We start from the raw sequence: 15,513 nt of genomic DNA, 5'->3' as shown, positions 1-15,513 counted from the left end.
TAGTGGCGGGAGCGAGTACTTCTCAATACCGTGGTAACGGACCATGCCCGAGATTCTTTCGCGGGCATGGACTAGGCGTCCCCGCCCGCTCCCACAGATGAACCAGCAATGGCTGACGTTAAGCCTGAATATCCGAAGCTGGATTGATCATCCGCCCCAGGCCCAGGTTACGCAGGGCCAGTTGCAGGGTGCTGTGGATAACTTGCGGGTTGTCGAAACGCATGGCTTGGCCGAGCAGGTCCTTGGCCTTGCTCAGGCTGATCTGGCGCAGCAGCCATTTCACCTTCGGCAGGTTGGTGGCGTTCATCGACAGACTGTCGAAGCCCATGGCCATCAGCAGCACGGCGGCGCTCGGGTCGCCTGCCATCTCACCGCAAATGCTCACGGGCTTGCCTTCGGCATGGGCGTCGTCGACCACCTTGGTCAGCGCCTGCAGCACCGCCGGGTGGAGGAAGTCGTAGAGATCGGCCACTCGCGGGTTGTTGCGGTCCACGGCCAGCAGATACTGGGTCAGGTCATTGGAGCCAACCGACAGAAAATCCACCTGACGGGCCAAGTCGCGGGTCTGGTAGACCGCGGCGGGAATTTCGATCATCACGCCGATGGGCGGCAACGGCACGTCGGTGCCTTCGTCACGCACTTCGCCCCAGGCGCGGTGAATCAGGTGCAGGGACTCTTCCAGCTCCTGGATGCCGGAAATCATCGGCAGCAGGATGCGCAGGTTGTTCAGGCCCTCGCTGGCCTTGAGCATGGCGCGCACCTGCACCAGGAAGATTTCCGGGTGGTCGAGGGTCACGCGAATACCGCGCCAACCCAGGAAGGGGTTTTCTTCCTTGATCGGGAAGTAGCTCAGGCCCTTGTCGCCACCGACGTCCAGGGTGCGCATGGTTACCGGCAGCGGGTGGAAGGCGCTCAGTTGCTCACGGTAGATGGCCAGCTGTTCCTTCTCGCTGGGAAAGCGGTCCTTGACCATGAACGGCACTTCAGTGCGGTACAGGCCGACGCCCTCGGCGCCGCGCTCCTGAGCGCGCACCACGTCAGCGAGCAGACCGGTGTTGACCCACAGCGGCATATGGTGGCCGTCGAGGGTTTCACAAGGCAGCTCGCGCAGGGCTGCCAGGCCTTCGTTGAGCTGGCGGTCCTCCTCGACCACATCGAAATACTGCTTGCGCAGGATCTCGCTGGGGTTGGTGAATACTTCGCCGTGGTAGCCGTCGACGATCAGCTGGATGCCATCGATCTTCGAATACGGCAGTTCGACCGCGCCCATCACCGTGGGAATACCCATGGCGCGGGCGAAGATCGCCACATGGGAGTTGCCCGAGCCCTGCACCGACACCAGGCCGACCAGCTTGCCTTCCGGCACCTCACCGAGCATGGCCGGCGACAGTTCTTCGGCGACCAGGATGCAGTTGTCCGGATAAACCAGAGTCTGCTGACGGGCTTGCTGCAAGTAGGCGAGCAGACGGCGGCCCAAGTCGCGCACATCCGAGGCGCGCTCACGCAGGTAGGCGTCGTCCATCAGCTCGAAACGGTTGATGTGCTCGCTGACCACGTGGCGCAGGGCGCCCTGGGCCCACTGGCCGGTCTTGATGACGTTGACCACCTCGTTACCGAGAGCGGCGTCTTCGAGCATCATCTGATAAACGTCGAACAGCGCGCGCTCTTCGGGGCGCAGCTGGGTGGCCATGCGCTCGGACAGGTTGCGCATGTCGGCACGCACGCCTTCCAGCGCGTCCTGGAACAGCTTCAGCTCGGCATCGATGTCGTCGATGGTCTTGTCCGGCACCACCTCCAGATCGGCCGGCGGCAATACCACCACGGCAGTACCGACCGCGGCACCGGGCGAGCCCGGCACGCCGACGAACTTGGCTTCCTGAATGCCCTTGCCCTGCTTGCCCAAGCCGCGGATCGAACCGGTGGCTTCGGCGTGGGCGATCACCCCGGCGAGCTGCGCGCTCATGGTGACCAGGAAAGCTTCCTCGCCCTCGTCGAACTGTCGGCGCTCCTTCTGCTGCACCACGAGCACGCCCATCACCCGCCGGTGGTGGATGATCGGTGAGCCGAGGAAGGAGGCGTAGCGCTCTTCGCCGGTTTCGGCGAAGTAGCGGTAACGGGGGTGTTCAGAGGCGTTCTCGAGGTTCAGCGGCTCCTCGCGGGTGCCGACCAGGCCGACCAGGCCTTCGTTGGGCGCCATGCTGACCTTGCCGATCGAGCGCTTGTTGAGGCCATCGGTGGCCATCAGCACGAAGCGGTTGGCCTCCGGGTCCAGCAGATAGACCGAGCACACCTGGGTGCCCATGGTCTCCTTGACACGCTGCACGATGATGCCCAGCGCCGCTTTGAGATCCTTGGCGGCGTTCACTTCCTGGACGATCTTGCGCAGCGTGTTGAGCATGCTTGCCCCTGTCTAATCCCGTGCCAGCAGGCGCGGTGCGAGTTCCTTGAGTGCGCGACGATAGACTTCGCGCTTGAATGTAACCACCTGCCCCAACGGGTACCAATAACTGACCCAACGCCAGCCGTCGAACTCCGGCTTGCCGGTCAGGTCCATACGCACCCGTTGCTCGTCGGAGGTCAGGCGCAGCAGGAACCACTTCTGTTTCTGGCCGATGCACAACGGCTGACTGTGCGTGCGCACCAGGCGCTGCGGCAGACGATACCTCAACCAGCCCCGGGTGCAGGCGAGAATTTTCACGTCCTGCTCTTCAAGGCCCACTTCTTCGTTCAGTTCGCGGTACAACGCTTCTTCCGGCGACTCGCGGTCATTGATACCGCCTTGCGGGAACTGCCAGGCATCCTGGTTAATTCGACGCGCCCAAAGCACCTGGCCAACATCATTGGTGAGAATGATGCCGACGTTGGGGCGAAAACCATCAGGATCGATCACGGCACACAACCTCGTAAACGCATGTCACCGCATTGTTCCACAAAGCTCGCGACAGCGGCAACGCGCTCGGTGGGCGCTTTACGGTGGCCCGTCGCGCGGTTTTCCCCGGGCCGGCAAAGTCGCTATTCTGGCCGCCTCCATGGCCCTGTATGAAGAGGTGATTCTGTGCGTTTGGCTTTATTCGATCTCGACAACACCCTGCTTGGCGGCGACAGCGACCATGCCTGGGGCGACTGGCTGTGCGCACGCGGCATCCTCGACGGCGCCACCTACAAGGCGCGCAACGATGCCTTCTATCAGGACTACCTGGCCGGGCGCCTGAACATCACCGACTACCTGAATTTCACCCTGGCTATCTTCGGCCGCACCGAGATGGCCCAACTCGATGCCTGGCACCGTGAATTCATGGCCGAATGCATCGAACCGATCATTCTGCCCAAGGGCCTGGCGCTGCTCGACAGGCACCGCGCGGCTGGCGACAAGCTGGTGATCATCACCGCCACCAACCGCTTCGTCACCGCGCCTATCGCTGCCCGCCTGGGCGTCGACACACTGCTGGCCACCGAATGCGAGATGGTCGACGGCCGCTATACCGGGCGCACCACCGACGTGCCGTGCTTCAAGGAGGGCAAGGTCACCCGCCTCAATCGCTGGATGCAGGAAAACGGCTTCACCCTGGACCGCTCGACCTTCTACAGCGACTCGATGAACGACCTGCCGCTGCTCGAGCAGGTCAGCTATCCGGTTGCCGTTGACCCGGATCCCAAGCTGATGGCCGAGGCAGAGGATCGCAACTGGCCGATCATGTCACTGCGCGACTGAAATCGATCTCGAACAGGCCGCAAAGCGCCTCTGGAGCCGTATGCCGCACCCCGTCGACCAGCCAGCCTCGCGGCCACTCGTGGTCGTGGCATTGGCTACCGCGCTGTGCCTGGCTGGCGACTCCATGCTGTACATCGCGCTACCGGTCTACTGGCGCGAAGTGGGCCTCGATGCGCTCTGGCAGGTTGGCGTACTGCTGTCGGTAAACCGCCTGATTCGCCTGCCTTTCAACCCCATGATCGGTTGGCTTTACCAACGCATCAGCCTGCGCACCGGGTTGCTGCTGGCCACCCTGATCGGCGCGGCCACGACTCTGGGTTACGGCATAGCCCAGGGTTTTATCGCCTGGCTCGTATTGCGTGCAGCCTGGGGGGTCGGCTGGTCGTTCTTTCGCATCGGCGGACTGTCGGCAGTGGTCTACTGCTCGACAGGGCAGACGCGCGGCCAAGCCATGGGCCTTTACAACGGGCTCTACCGGCTCGGCAGCCTCGCGGGGATGCTGCTGGGCGGGCTGCTGGTGCCGCTCTATGGATTACCCGCACTGGCGCTGAGCTTCACCGCCATGGCCCTGCTCGGCCTGCCGCTGCTGTTGCGCTATTTTCACCTGCCTGCCGGCTACGGCGAACAGCAGATCGCTCCGGCAAAACGCATCAGCAGCGTAGATCACGCGCGGCCGACGGCCGGGGTCTACGCCGTGCTCATCAACGGTTTTAGCGTCGCCTTCCTGATTCAGGGTGTACTGGCCGCGACACTGAGTGCCTTGATCGCCCATTTCTACGGCAGCGAACTCGATTTATTCGGCCTGCTGCTCGGCGCCACTGCACTGTCGGGCTTCCTGCAAGCGCTACGCTGGTCCTGGGAGCCCTGGCTGGGCAAGCGCGTCGGCGCCTGGTCCGATCGCCCGACAGGTCGCTCGCGGCTCTACGGATGGACACTGGTGGGCGCCGCGGCGAGCTTTGGCCTGATGGCCAGCGGCCTGCCATTGGTCGCCTGGATTGCCGTGACCGTCGTGGTGATGCTGTTGGCGACCGCCCTGACCACCCTCTCCGATGCGCTGGCCAGTGACGTGGCCAGCACCGGCAACGTGCTCGCCTTCATGACACGTTACTCCGTAGCCCAGGACCTGGGCGCCGCGCTGGGCCCACTGTTCGCCTACTTATTGATCGGCTTGAACAATGGTTTCGCCTGGCTGTACTGGGGAGGCTCGTTGATTTACCTGCTACTGGCCTTCACCTGGCTGCGCCCGGCCAGGCCAGTGCACAGCTGATCAGACCGGCTTGGCGCCCATCACCGCCATGATCACCACCAGCAGCACGACGATCAGCGCGGCGTACATCATCACCAGGCGCAGCGACTTGGCGGGGTCGACCTGCGCCTGCCAGGCGCCCAGGCGGCCGAGCAGCAACAGGCCAACGATCATCAGCACGCCAAACAGGATGCTGCCCAGCAGCAGCCATAGCTGGCTCAGCGGCCAGCCGGCCAGGTTGACCATCCACCAGCCGCTGACCGGCAGGCTCAGCGCCAGCACGGCGAACACCGGCAGGCTGATGGTGCGGGTGCGCTGCAGCTTGCGTTGCAGCACCTCCCGGTCGCCCGCACGCCAGGCTTTCCAGAGCATGAAGGCATGGGCCAGCACGCCCAGCAGCAGGAGAATGCCGGGCAGCGCATGGAGGACTCTGATCAGCAGATAATGCTCCATCACGGTTTCCTTCAACTTTTTATAGAGAGTGGGCACTGGGTATCGCTGCGCTCAACCCAGGCTACCGATAGACCGGATTGAGCAGCACGACTAACCGAGGAACAGCGTGTAGGCCGGGTTGTCGGTTTCATCCCAGTACGGATAGCCGATGGCATCCAGCGCCGGCGTGAGCAGGTGGCGCTCGTCTTCCGGCACCTGCAGGGCTGCCATCACGCGGCCATCGGCAGCGCCGTGATTGCGATAGTGGAACAGGGTGATGTTCCAGCGCCCGCCCAGCTTGTCGAGGAAGTTGAACAGCGCGCCGGGCCGCTCGGGGAATTCGAAGCGGAACACGCATTCGTTCGGCACCGCCGCCGCATGGCCGCCGACGGTGTGGCGGATATGCAGCTTGGCCAGTTCGTTGTCGGTCAGATCCAGCACCGGGAAGCCCTGACTGCGCAGGTTTTCCACCAGCGCTGCACGCGGGTCGTTCTCCGGGTGGGTCTGCACGCCGACGAAGATGTGCGCCTCGCCGTCTTGGTGGTAGCGGTAGTTGAATTCGGTGATCTGCCGCTTGCCGATGGCCTCGCAGAACGCCTTGAAACTGCCGGGCTGCTCGGGGATGGTCACGGCGATGATCGCCTCGCGCTTCTCGCCCAGTTCGGCGCGCTCGGCCACGTGACGCAGGCGGTCGAAGTTGACGTTGGCACCCGAGTCGATGCCCACCAGCGTCTTGCCGGTAACGCCTTCACGCTCAACGTACTTCTTGATGCCGGCCACCGCCAGAGCGCCGGCGGGCTCGGTGATCGAGCGGGTGTCGTCGTAGATATCCTTGATCGCCGCACAGATCTCGTCGGTGCTGACGGTGATTACCTCATCGACATGATCCTTGCAGATATCGAAGGTGTGCTGACCGATCTGCGCCACCGCCACGCCGTCGGCGAACAGCCCGACCTGCGGCAGCACCACGCGCTCACCAGCTGCCAGCGCCTGCTGCAGGCAGTTGGAGTCGTCCGGCTCGACGCCGATGACCTTGGTTTGCGGGTACAGGTATTTGACGTAGGCGGCGATACCGGCGATCAGGCCGCCACCACCGACCGGCACGAAGATCGCGTGCAGCGGGCCCTGGTGCTGACGAAGAATCTCCATCGCCACGGTGCCCTGCCCCGCGATCACGTGGGGATCGTCATAGGGGTGCACGTAGACCAGGCCCTTCTCCTCCACCAGCTTCAGCGAGTAGGCCAGGGCTTCGGGGAAGGCATCGCCGTGCAGTACCGCGTTGCCGCCACGCGAGCGCACGCCCTGCACCTTGAGCTCAGGCGTGGTGCGCGGCATGACGATGGTGGCCTTGACGCCCATATGCTTGGCGGCCAGGGCCAGCCCTTGGGCATGGTTGCCCGCCGAAGCGGTGACCACGCCGCGGGCCAGCTCTTCGGGGCTGAGCTGGGCGAGCTTGTTGTAGGCGCCACGAATCTTGAACGAGTAAACCGGCTGCAGATCCTCGCGCTTGAGCAGAATCTGATTGCCCAGGCGTTCGGAAAGTTGGCGAGCGGGTTGCAGCGGGGTTTCCACGGCAACGTCATAGACACGGGAAGTCAGGGTCTTCTTGACGTACTGTTCGAGCATGGCGGACATCGCAGGCGGCTTCGAGGGGAACGGGTGAGTCTAACCTAGCCATCCGCCGAGCGACCATACGAATTCCGGGGTTTTGCCGGCTATAATCGCGGCCTCGTTTCCTTCCTTCTCGTGGAACCCGCATGACCCAGGATCAGCTCAAACAAGCCGTGGCCCAGGCCGCCGTCGACTTCATCCTTCCCAAGCTCGACGCCAAGAGCGTCATCGGGGTCGGCACTGGCTCCACGGCCAACTGCTTCATCGACGCCCTGGCCAAGCACAAGCTGGAATTCGACGGCGCCGTGGCCAGCTCCGAAGCCACCGCCGCGCGCCTCAAAGGCCAAGGCATTCCGGTGTACGAGCTCAATACCGTCAGTGACCTAGAGTTCTACGTCGACGGCGCCGACGAAAGCGACGAGCGCCTGAACCTGATCAAGGGCGGCGGCGCGGCCCTGACCCGCGAGAAAATCGTCGCCGCGGTGGCGCGTACCTTCATCTGCATCGCCGACGGCAGCAAGCTGGTGCCGGTGCTCGGCGCCTTCCCGCTGCCGGTGGAAGTGATCCCCATGGCACGCAGCCATGTGGCCCGCGAGCTGGTCAAGCTGGGCGGCGACCCGGTGTACCGCGAAGGCGTGGTAACCGACAACGGCAACGTGATCCTCGATGTGCACAACATGAGCATCACCGACCCGGCGAAGCTGGAAGCGGACATCAACGCTATCGTCGGCGTGGTCACCAACGGCCTGTTCGCCGCGCGCCCGGCCGACCTGCTGCTGCTCGGTACTCCCGAAGGCGTCAAATCGCTGCAGCGCTAAGCGCTCAGGCGGGAAAGGACAAGGCCGGGTGAGCGATCACTCGGCCTTCTTTTTGAACACATAGAACAGGTTCGGCTCGCTAGTCAGGTAGAGCACGCCCTGATCATCCATTGTGATGCCTTCGGCCTGGGGCACCGATTTCTTCAGACCGTGCTGACCGGGCAGCAGCGACAGGCTGCTGATCGGTTTGCCATCCTGATCCAGCTCGACGACCAGGCGCGACTCATCCGACAGGGCCAGCAGATGGCCCGTACGGCTGTCGTAATGCAGGCTGGAGAGATCACGCACGAAGATGGCGGCGTCACGCTCGAGGTTTTCGCTGATCTGTACCGAACTGGGCGCCGACGGATCGAGTTTCGGAAAGCCCCGTACCTCGTATATCCGCAACGGATCGCGCTCCTTGGCGACGAAAAGACGCTTGCCCATCAGATCGTAGGCCAGGCCTTCGAAGCCCTTGTTGGCGCGGCCCATATCCAGCGTCACCGACAGCTGCTGGCCATCGCCGGCGTTAACCGAGGTGGTGGCGTCATCAATGCGCACATCGACCAAACGCTGGGGCCGTTCATCGGCGATCACCAGATGCCCGGGGGCGACATACTCCACCGCCTCGGCGTCGCCAAAGCCCACCAGCTCGATCTGCCTGAGCACCTCGCCCTCGAGCGAGAGCTCGATCAGGCGGGAGTTCTGGTTGGTAACGGTAAACAGGCTCTTGCGATCCGGGTCGTAGGTGAGCGCTGACACATCTTCCTTGACGCCCTCGAGGCGTTTGCCTTCGATCACCACCTCGTAGTCATTCAGCCACAGTGAGTGATCCGGCGCCCGCGTGGGCTGGTTGACGTTGAACCACAGCCGCTCGAAAAGTCGAAATTCGTAACCCACGACAGCGATAGCTGCCAGAGACAGAACGACCAGCAGCAGAACGACTCGCTTGATTGAAAACACAGGGCCCATGGCGACTCACATATGCAACGACAGAAATGACAACGCCGCCCCTCGGTGTAGCGAGAGGCGGCCATTCAGTGCAGTGACGGGAAGCTAACAGCGTGGCGATTATTTCACCAGTTCGACGATGTCGACGTCGATTTCACGGCTGGTCAGGTCCTTGTCGACCTCACCGGTAAGCTTGACGGTGGCCTTCTCGGAGATGGCTTGCGGCGGCCAGTCTTCATTGTCGATCTCGACGTGGATGGTGCCGGTGGCGTCCTTGAACTCGTAGAGCTCGTCCTGCAGACGCTGGGTGATCTGGCCCTGCAGCACCACCGGGGTGTCGTCACCGGCCTTCAGCGCCTGTTCAACGGTAGTGACCTGAGCGACCTGACCCGGGCCGGTGTAGCCGGCAGCCAGAGCGGCGGTGGAGAACAGCGGAGCGAGCAGCAGTGCGATAACGGGAGCTTTCATGGGGATGACCCTCTATCTGTAAATGACGGGGTCAGGTTAAGACGCCTAGCTGAAACGAGGCTTAAAGGCGGCTTAAGCGAAGCTTAATTGGAATATGAAGAGCTGGGACGCCAAGTGAGCAAATGTGGGAGCGGGCCGCGCCCGCGAACGGCTCATCGCCAGCAGAGTTCTGCAACAGCGAGCCACACGAATAGGTGTTTATACGCGCGAATCGCGAGCATGGCCCGCTCCCACAAAAATCAGCTAGCGCCTTACAGCACCTGGCTGGCGAAGCTCGAATGGCCAGGCAGCTCCAGCACCAGCTCGTCGCCCTGGTTCAGCGGGCCGACACCCACCGGTGTGCCGGTGAGGATCACATCGCCGGGCTGCAGGTTGAAGTGGCCGGCCATCGCCTGGATCACCCCCACGATGGGGAAGATCATGTCCGCGCTGCTGCCATCCTGGCGCACTTCGCCGTTGATGGTCAGGCGGATGCCGATAGCGGCCAGGTCGCTGATCGCGTCACCCGGCACGAAGGGCGCCAGCACACAGGCGCCATCGAACGATTTGGCGATTTCCCACGGATGCCCCTTGTCCTTGAGCTTACTCTGCACGTCGCGCAGGGTCAGGTCCAGAGACGGCGCGAAACCGGAGATGGCGTCGAGCACTTCTTCTTCGTTGGGCGTGCGCGACAGCGGCTTGCCAATCAGCACGGCGATTTCCGCTTCGTAATGCACCGACCCGCGGTCGACCGGAATGCTGAAGCCGCCTTCGAGGCCGACCACGCAACTGCCTGGTTTGATGAACAGCAGCGGCTCGGTCGGCACCGGGTTGTTGAGTTCCTTGGCATGCTCGGCGTAGTTGCGGCCGATGCACACCACCTTGCCCAGCGGGAAATGGATACGGGTGCCGTCGATGTACTGGTGCTGGTAGCTCATGGTCGCTCCTGTTGTTGTATTGGCTTCAGGCGAAAATCTTGCCCGGATTCATGATGCCGTTGGGGTCGAAGACCGCCTTGATCGCCTTCATGTAGGCGATTTCCGCCGGCGAACGGCTGTACTGCAGGTAATCGCGCTTGACCAGGCCCACGCCGTGCTCGGCGGAGATCGAACCGTTGTAGCGCTCGACGGTCTCGAACACCCACTTGTTGACCCGTGCACAGGAGGCGAAGAACGCTTCCTTGTCCATATGCTCGGGCTTGAGGATGTTCAGGTGCAGGTTACCGTCGCCGATATGGCCGTACCAGACCACTTCATAGTCGGGATAGTGCTCGGTGACGATGGCGTCGATATCGCGCAGAAATGCCGGCACCTTCGAAACGGTAACGGAGATATCGTTCTTGTAGGGCGTGTGGTGCGAGATGGTTTCCGACAGGTACTCGCGCAGCTTCCACAGGTTTTTCAGCTGGGTCTGGCTCTGGCTCATCACCCCGTCCAGCACCCAACCCTGTTCGATGCAATGCTCGAAGGTGCTCAGCGCCTCGCTGGCCACTTCCTCGCTGCTGGCTTCGAACTCCAGCAGGGCGTAGAACGGGCAAGGCGTATCGAAGGGCGACGGCACGTCACCGCGGGCCATGATCCGCGCCAGACCTTTGTCGGAGAAGAACTCGAAGGCGGTGAGGTCGAGCTTGCTCTGGAAGGCGTGCAGCACCGGCATGATCGAGTCGAAATCCGGTGTGCCGAGCACCATGGCGGTGAGGTTGCGCGGCGCGCGGTCCAGGCGCATGGTCGCCTCGACCACGAAGCCAAGGGTGCCTTCGGCGCCGATGAACAGCTGGCGCAGGTCGTAGCCGGTGGCGTTCTTGATCAGATCCTTGTTCAGTTCGAGCAACTCGCCGGTGCCGGTGACCACTTTCAGCCCCGCCACCCAGTTGCGGGTCAGGCCGTAGCGGATCACCTTGATACCGCCGGCATTGGTTCCGATATTGCCGCCGATCTGGCTGGAGCCGCTGGAGGCGAAATCCACCGGGTAATACAGGCCCTTGTCCTCGGCGAACTGCTGCAGCACGCCGGTGACCACGCCCGGCTGACAGACCACGGTGCGGTTGGATTCGTCGAAGGCGAGGATCTGGTTCATGTAGTCGAACGACACCACCACTTCGCCGTTGGTGGCGACTGCCGCTGCGGACAGGCCAGTGCGGCCACCCGAGGGCACTAAGGCGACCTTGTGGACATTGGCCCAACGCACGATGGCCTGCACCTGCTCGACCGTCTTGGGAAACACGATGGCGCTAGGCGCCGGCGCGTATTGCCGGGTCCAGTCCTTGCCGTAGGTTTCCAGGGAGGCGGCGTCGGTCAGCACCTTGCCGGGGTCGACCAGCGTTTTGAGTTCGTCAATCGGCATGAGATCGGTCATAGCAACTCTCGAATCGTTCATGGTCGCCCTGAGAACCGTTCAGGTCGCAACCGAGCCAGGAAAAGGCAAGCCATGCTAGCATATGCCCCCCGCGAATCGCCCTGAACAGCGACTTGCCGGCCCGATTGGCGAATGCGCCGATCCTTCTCCTGACACCTAAATTAGTGGGGCAACAGGTACTCCGATGAGCACGACCTCTCTCGACAAGAGCAAGATCAAGTTCCTTCTTCTCGAAGGCGTCCACCAAAATGCCGTGGATACCCTGAAGGCGTCCGGTTACACCAACATCGAGTACCTCAAGACCGCACTGTCCGGCGATGAGCTGAAAGAGAAGATCGCCGATGCCCACTTCATCGGCATCCGTTCGCGCACCCAGCTGACCGAAGAGATCTTTGACTGCGCCAAGAAGCTGGTCGCCGTCGGCTGCTTCTGCATCGGCACCAACCAGGTCGACCTGGACGCTGCCCGCGAGCGCGGTATCGCGGTCTTCAACGCACCCTACTCCAACACCCGCTCGGTGGCCGAGCTGGTACTGGCCCAGGCCATCCTGCTGCTGCGCGGCATTCCCGAGAAGAACGCTTCCTGCCACCGCGGTGGCTGGATCAAGTCGGCAGCCAACTCCTTCGAAATCCGTGGCAAGAAGCTGGGTATCGTCGGTTACGGCTCGATCGGCACCCAGCTGTCGGTACTCGCCGAAGCCCTCGGCATGCAGGTGTTCTTCTACGACACCGTGACCAAGTTGCCATTGGGCAACGCTCAGCAGATCGGCAAGCTGCATGACCTGCTCGGCATGTGCGACATCGTTTCCCTGCACGTGCCGGAACTGCCGTCGACCCAGTGGATGATCGGCGAAGCGGAAATCCGCGCCATGAAGAAGGGCGGCATCCTGATTAATGCCGCACGCGGCACCGTGGTCGAGCTCGATCACCTGGCTCAGGCGATCAAGGACGAGCACCTGATCGGCGCCGCCATCGACGTATTCCCGGTCGAGCCCAAGTCCAATGACGACATCTTCGAAAGCCCGCTGCGCGGCCTGGATCGCGTGATCCTGACCCCGCACATCGGCGGTTCCACCGCCGAAGCCCAGGCCAACATCGGCCTGGAAGTGGCCGAGAAGCTGGTTAAGTACAGCGACAACGGCACCTCGGTATCCTCGGTCAACTTCCCGGAAGTGGCCCTGCCGGCGCACCCGGGCAAGCACCGTCTGCTGCACATCCACGCCAACGTGCCGGGCGTGATGAGCGAGATCAACAAGGTGTTCGCCGACAACGGCATCAACATCTCCGGCCAGTACCTGCAAACCAACGACAAGGTCGGCTACGTGGTCATCGACGTCGATGCCGACTACTCGGACCTGGCGCTGGAGAAACTGCAGCAGGTCAGCGGCACCATCCGTAGCCGCGTGCTGTTCTAAGCCGTTCGCGGTAACGAAAAAGGGAGGCTTCAGCCTCCCTTTTTTCATGTCTGCACTATGAGACTCAGAACACGCCGTCGCCACGACGGCGGAACCAGCCGGTCAGGGACAGCCGATCGCGAGTGGCTGGCAGCACCTCATGGGGCACATCGGCAGACAGAAACACCACCAGCGTGCCGGCCTCGGGCAGCACGTCACGCACCTGGCCGTCAGCCAGATACAGGCGCAGCTGGCCGCCCTCCTCCACCTGCCAGCCGTCGTTGAGGTACAGCACGGCAGACACCGCGCGACGATCATCGTCGCGGAAGCGATCCAGGTGCTTGAGGTAGAAGCCGCCCGGCGGATAGAAGGCGAAGTGGCTCTCGTAGTCCACCAACCCCAGATACAGACTCTGGTTGATGGCCACGCGCAGCTCGTCAAGCAACTGCAGGTAACCGTCACAGGCCGGCGACTGGCCTGCTTCAAGCCACTGGATGTGGTCACTGCGGGTGCCTTCACGCACCGCCACTGCGTGGCCACGGCCGGTGCCGGCCGGCGCCAAAGTGCCCTGGGCGATGCGCTGGCGGCACTCCTCGGCCAGCTCGCGGGTCAGCGAAGCGGGGGCGAACTGGGTTTGCAACGACCATCCGAACTCGGCAAGGTCATCGATGATGCGGCTTAGCAGCGAATCGGAGAGGTCTGTGGTCATGGCACGATTCTACCCTGTGTCGCGTACACCTCGACAAGCTCCGCCTGGCTGCCGAAAATAGGCGCCCCAGACAGGAGTTCGTATGCGCGCGTTGTGTTGTTTCTTGCTGTTGCTCCTGAGCCTGCCCGCCATGGCCGACACCTATACCGAGCTGTATGAGAAAGCCGGCTGGCCGCAGCAGCGCGCGCATTTCAGCGACGCTCTGAGCGCCGCCCAGGCGCGTTACAGCAAGAGCCTGCCGCCGGCGGTTTACCAGGCGCTGGTCGACAACAGCAACCGCCGCTTCGCCGCCCGCGCCATGGACGAGCGCGCCGAAAGCAGCCTGCGCGCCAACCTGCCCGACCCAGCGCCTGCTCTGCGCTTCTTCGAATCGCCCTTGGGCCGCAAGATCGTCAGCGCCGAACTGCTCGCCACCCGCCCCGACCAACTGGCCAAGTACGCCGATGGCCTGCCGCTGAGCCAGGCCGATGCCACCCGCCGCCTGCTGATCCGCCACCTGGCCCAGGCCATTCCGGCCAGCCAGGCCGGTGCGGAAATCAGTCTGGCCCTGGCCGGCGTGGCGGCCGACAGCCTCAGCCAGATGATCCCGGGTCTGCTCGGCGGCGGTACCGCCCAAGGCCTGCTCGATGGCCAGCGCCAGCGTCTGATGGCACAGATCGACAAGGACCTGGATAACACGATGCTGCACGTCTATCGCGGCCTGTCGGATCCCGAGCTGGAAGAGTTCGTCACCTTCGCCCAGTCCAGCGAAGGCGCGGCCTATTACAAGGCCGCCCTGGCCGCAGTCCGTGCAGGGCTGGCAGTCGGTCAGTAAGCGCGATCCAGCTGCTCGCCGAGATAGGCGAAATAGCGCTGGCGCAGCGGCGCCACTTCGTTGGCCAGGTGATGCCGCGCTTCGGGCAGGCGCAGGATACGCGGCGCGCTGAACTTGTTCTCCAGCACCGCCAGGTTGTGTCGCCAGTCCACCGTCATGTCCGCCTCGCCCTGCACGACCAGCGGGCTGCGCGTGCTGCGCGGCGCTTTTTCGATACGCGGCACCCACTGGCTCAGGGCGCCGACCCAGAGGGTCGGCACGATCCGTGGCTGCAGCGGGTCGCGGTTACGCAGAAAGTCGAGGAACTCCGGGTCGCTGGAGTTCTCACTGAAGCGCCGCGGAATCTCCTGCACGAAGCGGTGCAACAGGCGGTAGCTGAGTTGCGACCAGTTCCAGCGCCGCGGCCGCACCAGCGGCGCCAACAGAATGGTTTCGCCCACCTCGGCCAGCGGCTGGTCATTGAGCAGGTAGTCGATCAGTATCGCACCGCCAGTACTCTGCCCACACAGATGCCAGGGCGCCGGCAGGCCCAGGGCATCGGCCTGCTGCAGCGCGGCGCGCAGTACCGCCTGGTACTCGGCAAAATCCTTGATGCTGGCCCGCGCTCCACTGGACAGCCCGTGGCCTGGCAGATCCACGGCAAGCACCGCGAAACCGGCCTCCAGCGCCCACTCGATTACATGACGGTACAGACCGCTGTGGTCGTAGTAGCCGTGCAGCAACAGCAAGGTGGCACGCGGTGCAACAGGCTGCCAGAGTTGGGCGGCGATACGGTAGTCGTCCACCTCGAACCAGCCGAGCCGACTGTCGACCGCCTCGCGTGGTACGAAGCCGTAGAACTGCCGGTAGGCCAGCTCCGCCGCCGACAGCGGCGCAGCGCTGGCCAGCGGGCGCAGGCTGGCGACCAGCGGTTCGGGTTGGAAGAGATCGGACATCGGCACCATCGGACTCATTGATTTATGGCAGCGTCGCCCCTCAGGACTCTCGCTAGAGTGACGATCTTCTGCTGCCAGGCTCGCCATGGCAAGCCACCGAATCGCCTATGA

The 15,513-nt window shown here is 63.4% G+C and carries 15 protein-coding genes; 5 read left to right on the top strand and 10 right to left on the bottom strand.

The window, feature by feature from the left end; genetic code table 11:
• Positions 1-118 precede the first annotated feature (118 nt).
• The gene (ptsP, locus tag PVA39_RS01575) at positions 119-2,398 is read right to left on the bottom strand and encodes a phosphoenolpyruvate--protein phosphotransferase (RefSeq protein ID WP_274122508.1); all 2,280 of its coding nucleotides are present in this window, start codon (positions 2,396-2,398) and stop codon (positions 119-121) included.
• Positions 2,399-2,410: 12 nt separating this feature from the next.
• Positions 2,411-2,890, bottom strand: coding sequence for an RNA pyrophosphohydrolase (locus PVA39_RS01570; protein ID WP_013793353.1), 480 nt, complete (start codon positions 2,888-2,890; stop codon positions 2,411-2,413).
• A gap of 165 nt (positions 2,891-3,055) precedes the next feature.
• On the opposite strand from PVA39_RS01570, the gene PVA39_RS01565 reads away from it, so the two are divergent.
• Together PVA39_RS01565 and PVA39_RS01560 are read left to right on the top strand one after the other, a co-directional pair.
• Positions 3,056-3,712 (top strand): HAD family hydrolase, encoded by a 657-nt coding sequence (locus tag PVA39_RS01565; RefSeq protein ID WP_274122507.1) that lies wholly within the window; start codon positions 3,056-3,058, stop codon positions 3,710-3,712.
• 40 nt (positions 3,713-3,752) lie between these two features.
• Positions 3,753-4,979 carry an MFS transporter gene (locus PVA39_RS01560; protein WP_274122506.1) on the top strand — a complete coding sequence of 409 codons (1,227 nt, stop codon included), beginning with the start codon at positions 3,753-3,755 and terminating at the stop codon, positions 4,977-4,979.
• Here the strand turns inward: PVA39_RS01560 and PVA39_RS01555 are convergent, their stop codons facing one another.
• Both PVA39_RS01555 and ilvA read right to left on the bottom strand, forming a co-directional pair.
• On the bottom strand, positions 4,980-5,411 hold the full coding sequence (locus PVA39_RS01555) for a DUF2269 family protein (protein WP_274122505.1): 432 nt from the start codon (positions 5,409-5,411) through the stop codon (positions 4,980-4,982).
• A gap of 90 nt (positions 5,412-5,501) precedes the next feature.
• Positions 5,502-7,016 carry a threonine ammonia-lyase, biosynthetic gene (ilvA, locus tag PVA39_RS01550; protein ID WP_274123396.1) on the bottom strand — a complete coding sequence of 505 codons (1,515 nt, stop codon included), beginning with the start codon at positions 7,014-7,016 and terminating at the stop codon, positions 5,502-5,504.
• Between the two features lie 131 nt (positions 7,017-7,147).
• Between ilvA and rpiA the strand changes: the two genes are divergently transcribed.
• A complete protein-coding gene (rpiA, locus tag PVA39_RS01545) occupies positions 7,148-7,819 on the top strand; it encodes a ribose-5-phosphate isomerase RpiA (protein ID WP_274122504.1) in 672 nt (223 codons plus the stop codon).
• Between the two features lie 36 nt (positions 7,820-7,855).
• On the opposite strand, the gene PVA39_RS01540 is transcribed toward rpiA, so the two are convergent.
• The 4 genes from PVA39_RS01540 to PVA39_RS01525 all read right to left on the bottom strand — a co-directional run bounded on the left by PVA39_RS01540 (position 7,856) and on the right by PVA39_RS01525 (position 11,551).
• Positions 7,856-8,770: an SdiA-regulated domain-containing protein gene (locus PVA39_RS01540; RefSeq protein WP_274122503.1), complete on the bottom strand. Its 915-nt coding sequence runs from the start codon at positions 8,768-8,770 to the stop codon at positions 7,856-7,858.
• Positions 8,771-8,869: 99 nt separating this feature from the next.
• Positions 8,870-9,217, bottom strand: a complete 348-nt coding sequence (locus PVA39_RS01535; protein WP_274122501.1) for a NirD/YgiW/YdeI family stress tolerance protein — start codon at positions 9,215-9,217, stop codon at positions 8,870-8,872.
• A 251-nt stretch (positions 9,218-9,468) separates the two neighbouring features.
• Positions 9,469-10,134: a fumarylacetoacetate hydrolase family protein gene (locus PVA39_RS01530; RefSeq protein ID WP_274122500.1), complete on the bottom strand. Its 666-nt coding sequence runs from the start codon at positions 10,132-10,134 to the stop codon at positions 9,469-9,471.
• Positions 10,135-10,159: 25 nt separating this feature from the next.
• A complete protein-coding gene (locus PVA39_RS01525; protein ID WP_274122499.1) occupies positions 10,160-11,551 on the bottom strand; it encodes an FAD-binding oxidoreductase in 1,392 nt (463 codons plus the stop codon).
• Positions 11,552-11,735: 184 nt separating this feature from the next.
• On the opposite strand from PVA39_RS01525, the gene serA reads away from it, so the two are divergent.
• Positions 11,736-12,965, top strand: coding sequence for a phosphoglycerate dehydrogenase (gene serA, locus PVA39_RS01520; RefSeq protein WP_274122498.1), 1,230 nt, complete (start codon positions 11,736-11,738; stop codon positions 12,963-12,965).
• A gap of 64 nt (positions 12,966-13,029) precedes the next feature.
• On the opposite strand, the gene PVA39_RS01515 is transcribed toward serA, so the two are convergent.
• The gene (locus tag PVA39_RS01515) at positions 13,030-13,653 is read right to left on the bottom strand and encodes a 2OG-Fe(II) oxygenase (protein ID WP_147176309.1); all 624 of its coding nucleotides are present in this window, start codon (positions 13,651-13,653) and stop codon (positions 13,030-13,032) included.
• Between the two features lie 82 nt (positions 13,654-13,735).
• On the opposite strand from PVA39_RS01515, the gene PVA39_RS01510 reads away from it, so the two are divergent.
• On the top strand, positions 13,736-14,467 hold the full coding sequence (locus PVA39_RS01510) for a hypothetical protein (RefSeq protein ID WP_147176308.1): 732 nt from the start codon (positions 13,736-13,738) through the stop codon (positions 14,465-14,467).
• On the opposite strand, the gene PVA39_RS01505 is transcribed toward PVA39_RS01510, so the two are convergent.
• Positions 14,461-15,402 (bottom strand): alpha/beta hydrolase, encoded by a 942-nt coding sequence (locus PVA39_RS01505; RefSeq protein ID WP_093501218.1) that lies wholly within the window; start codon positions 15,400-15,402, stop codon positions 14,461-14,463. The two genes, PVA39_RS01510 and PVA39_RS01505, sit on opposite strands and share 7 nt — an antisense overlap.
• Positions 15,403-15,513: the final 111 nt, after the last annotated feature.

It is taken from the genome of Pseudomonas sp. CNPSo 3701 (genome assembly GCF_028674975.1).
In the GTDB taxonomy this organism is placed as follows: Bacteria; Pseudomonadota; Gammaproteobacteria; order Pseudomonadales; family Pseudomonadaceae; genus Aquipseudomonas; species Aquipseudomonas straminea.
Note: the sequence above shows the minus strand (reverse complement) of the source record. Positions and strands in the feature narration are given on the sequence as shown.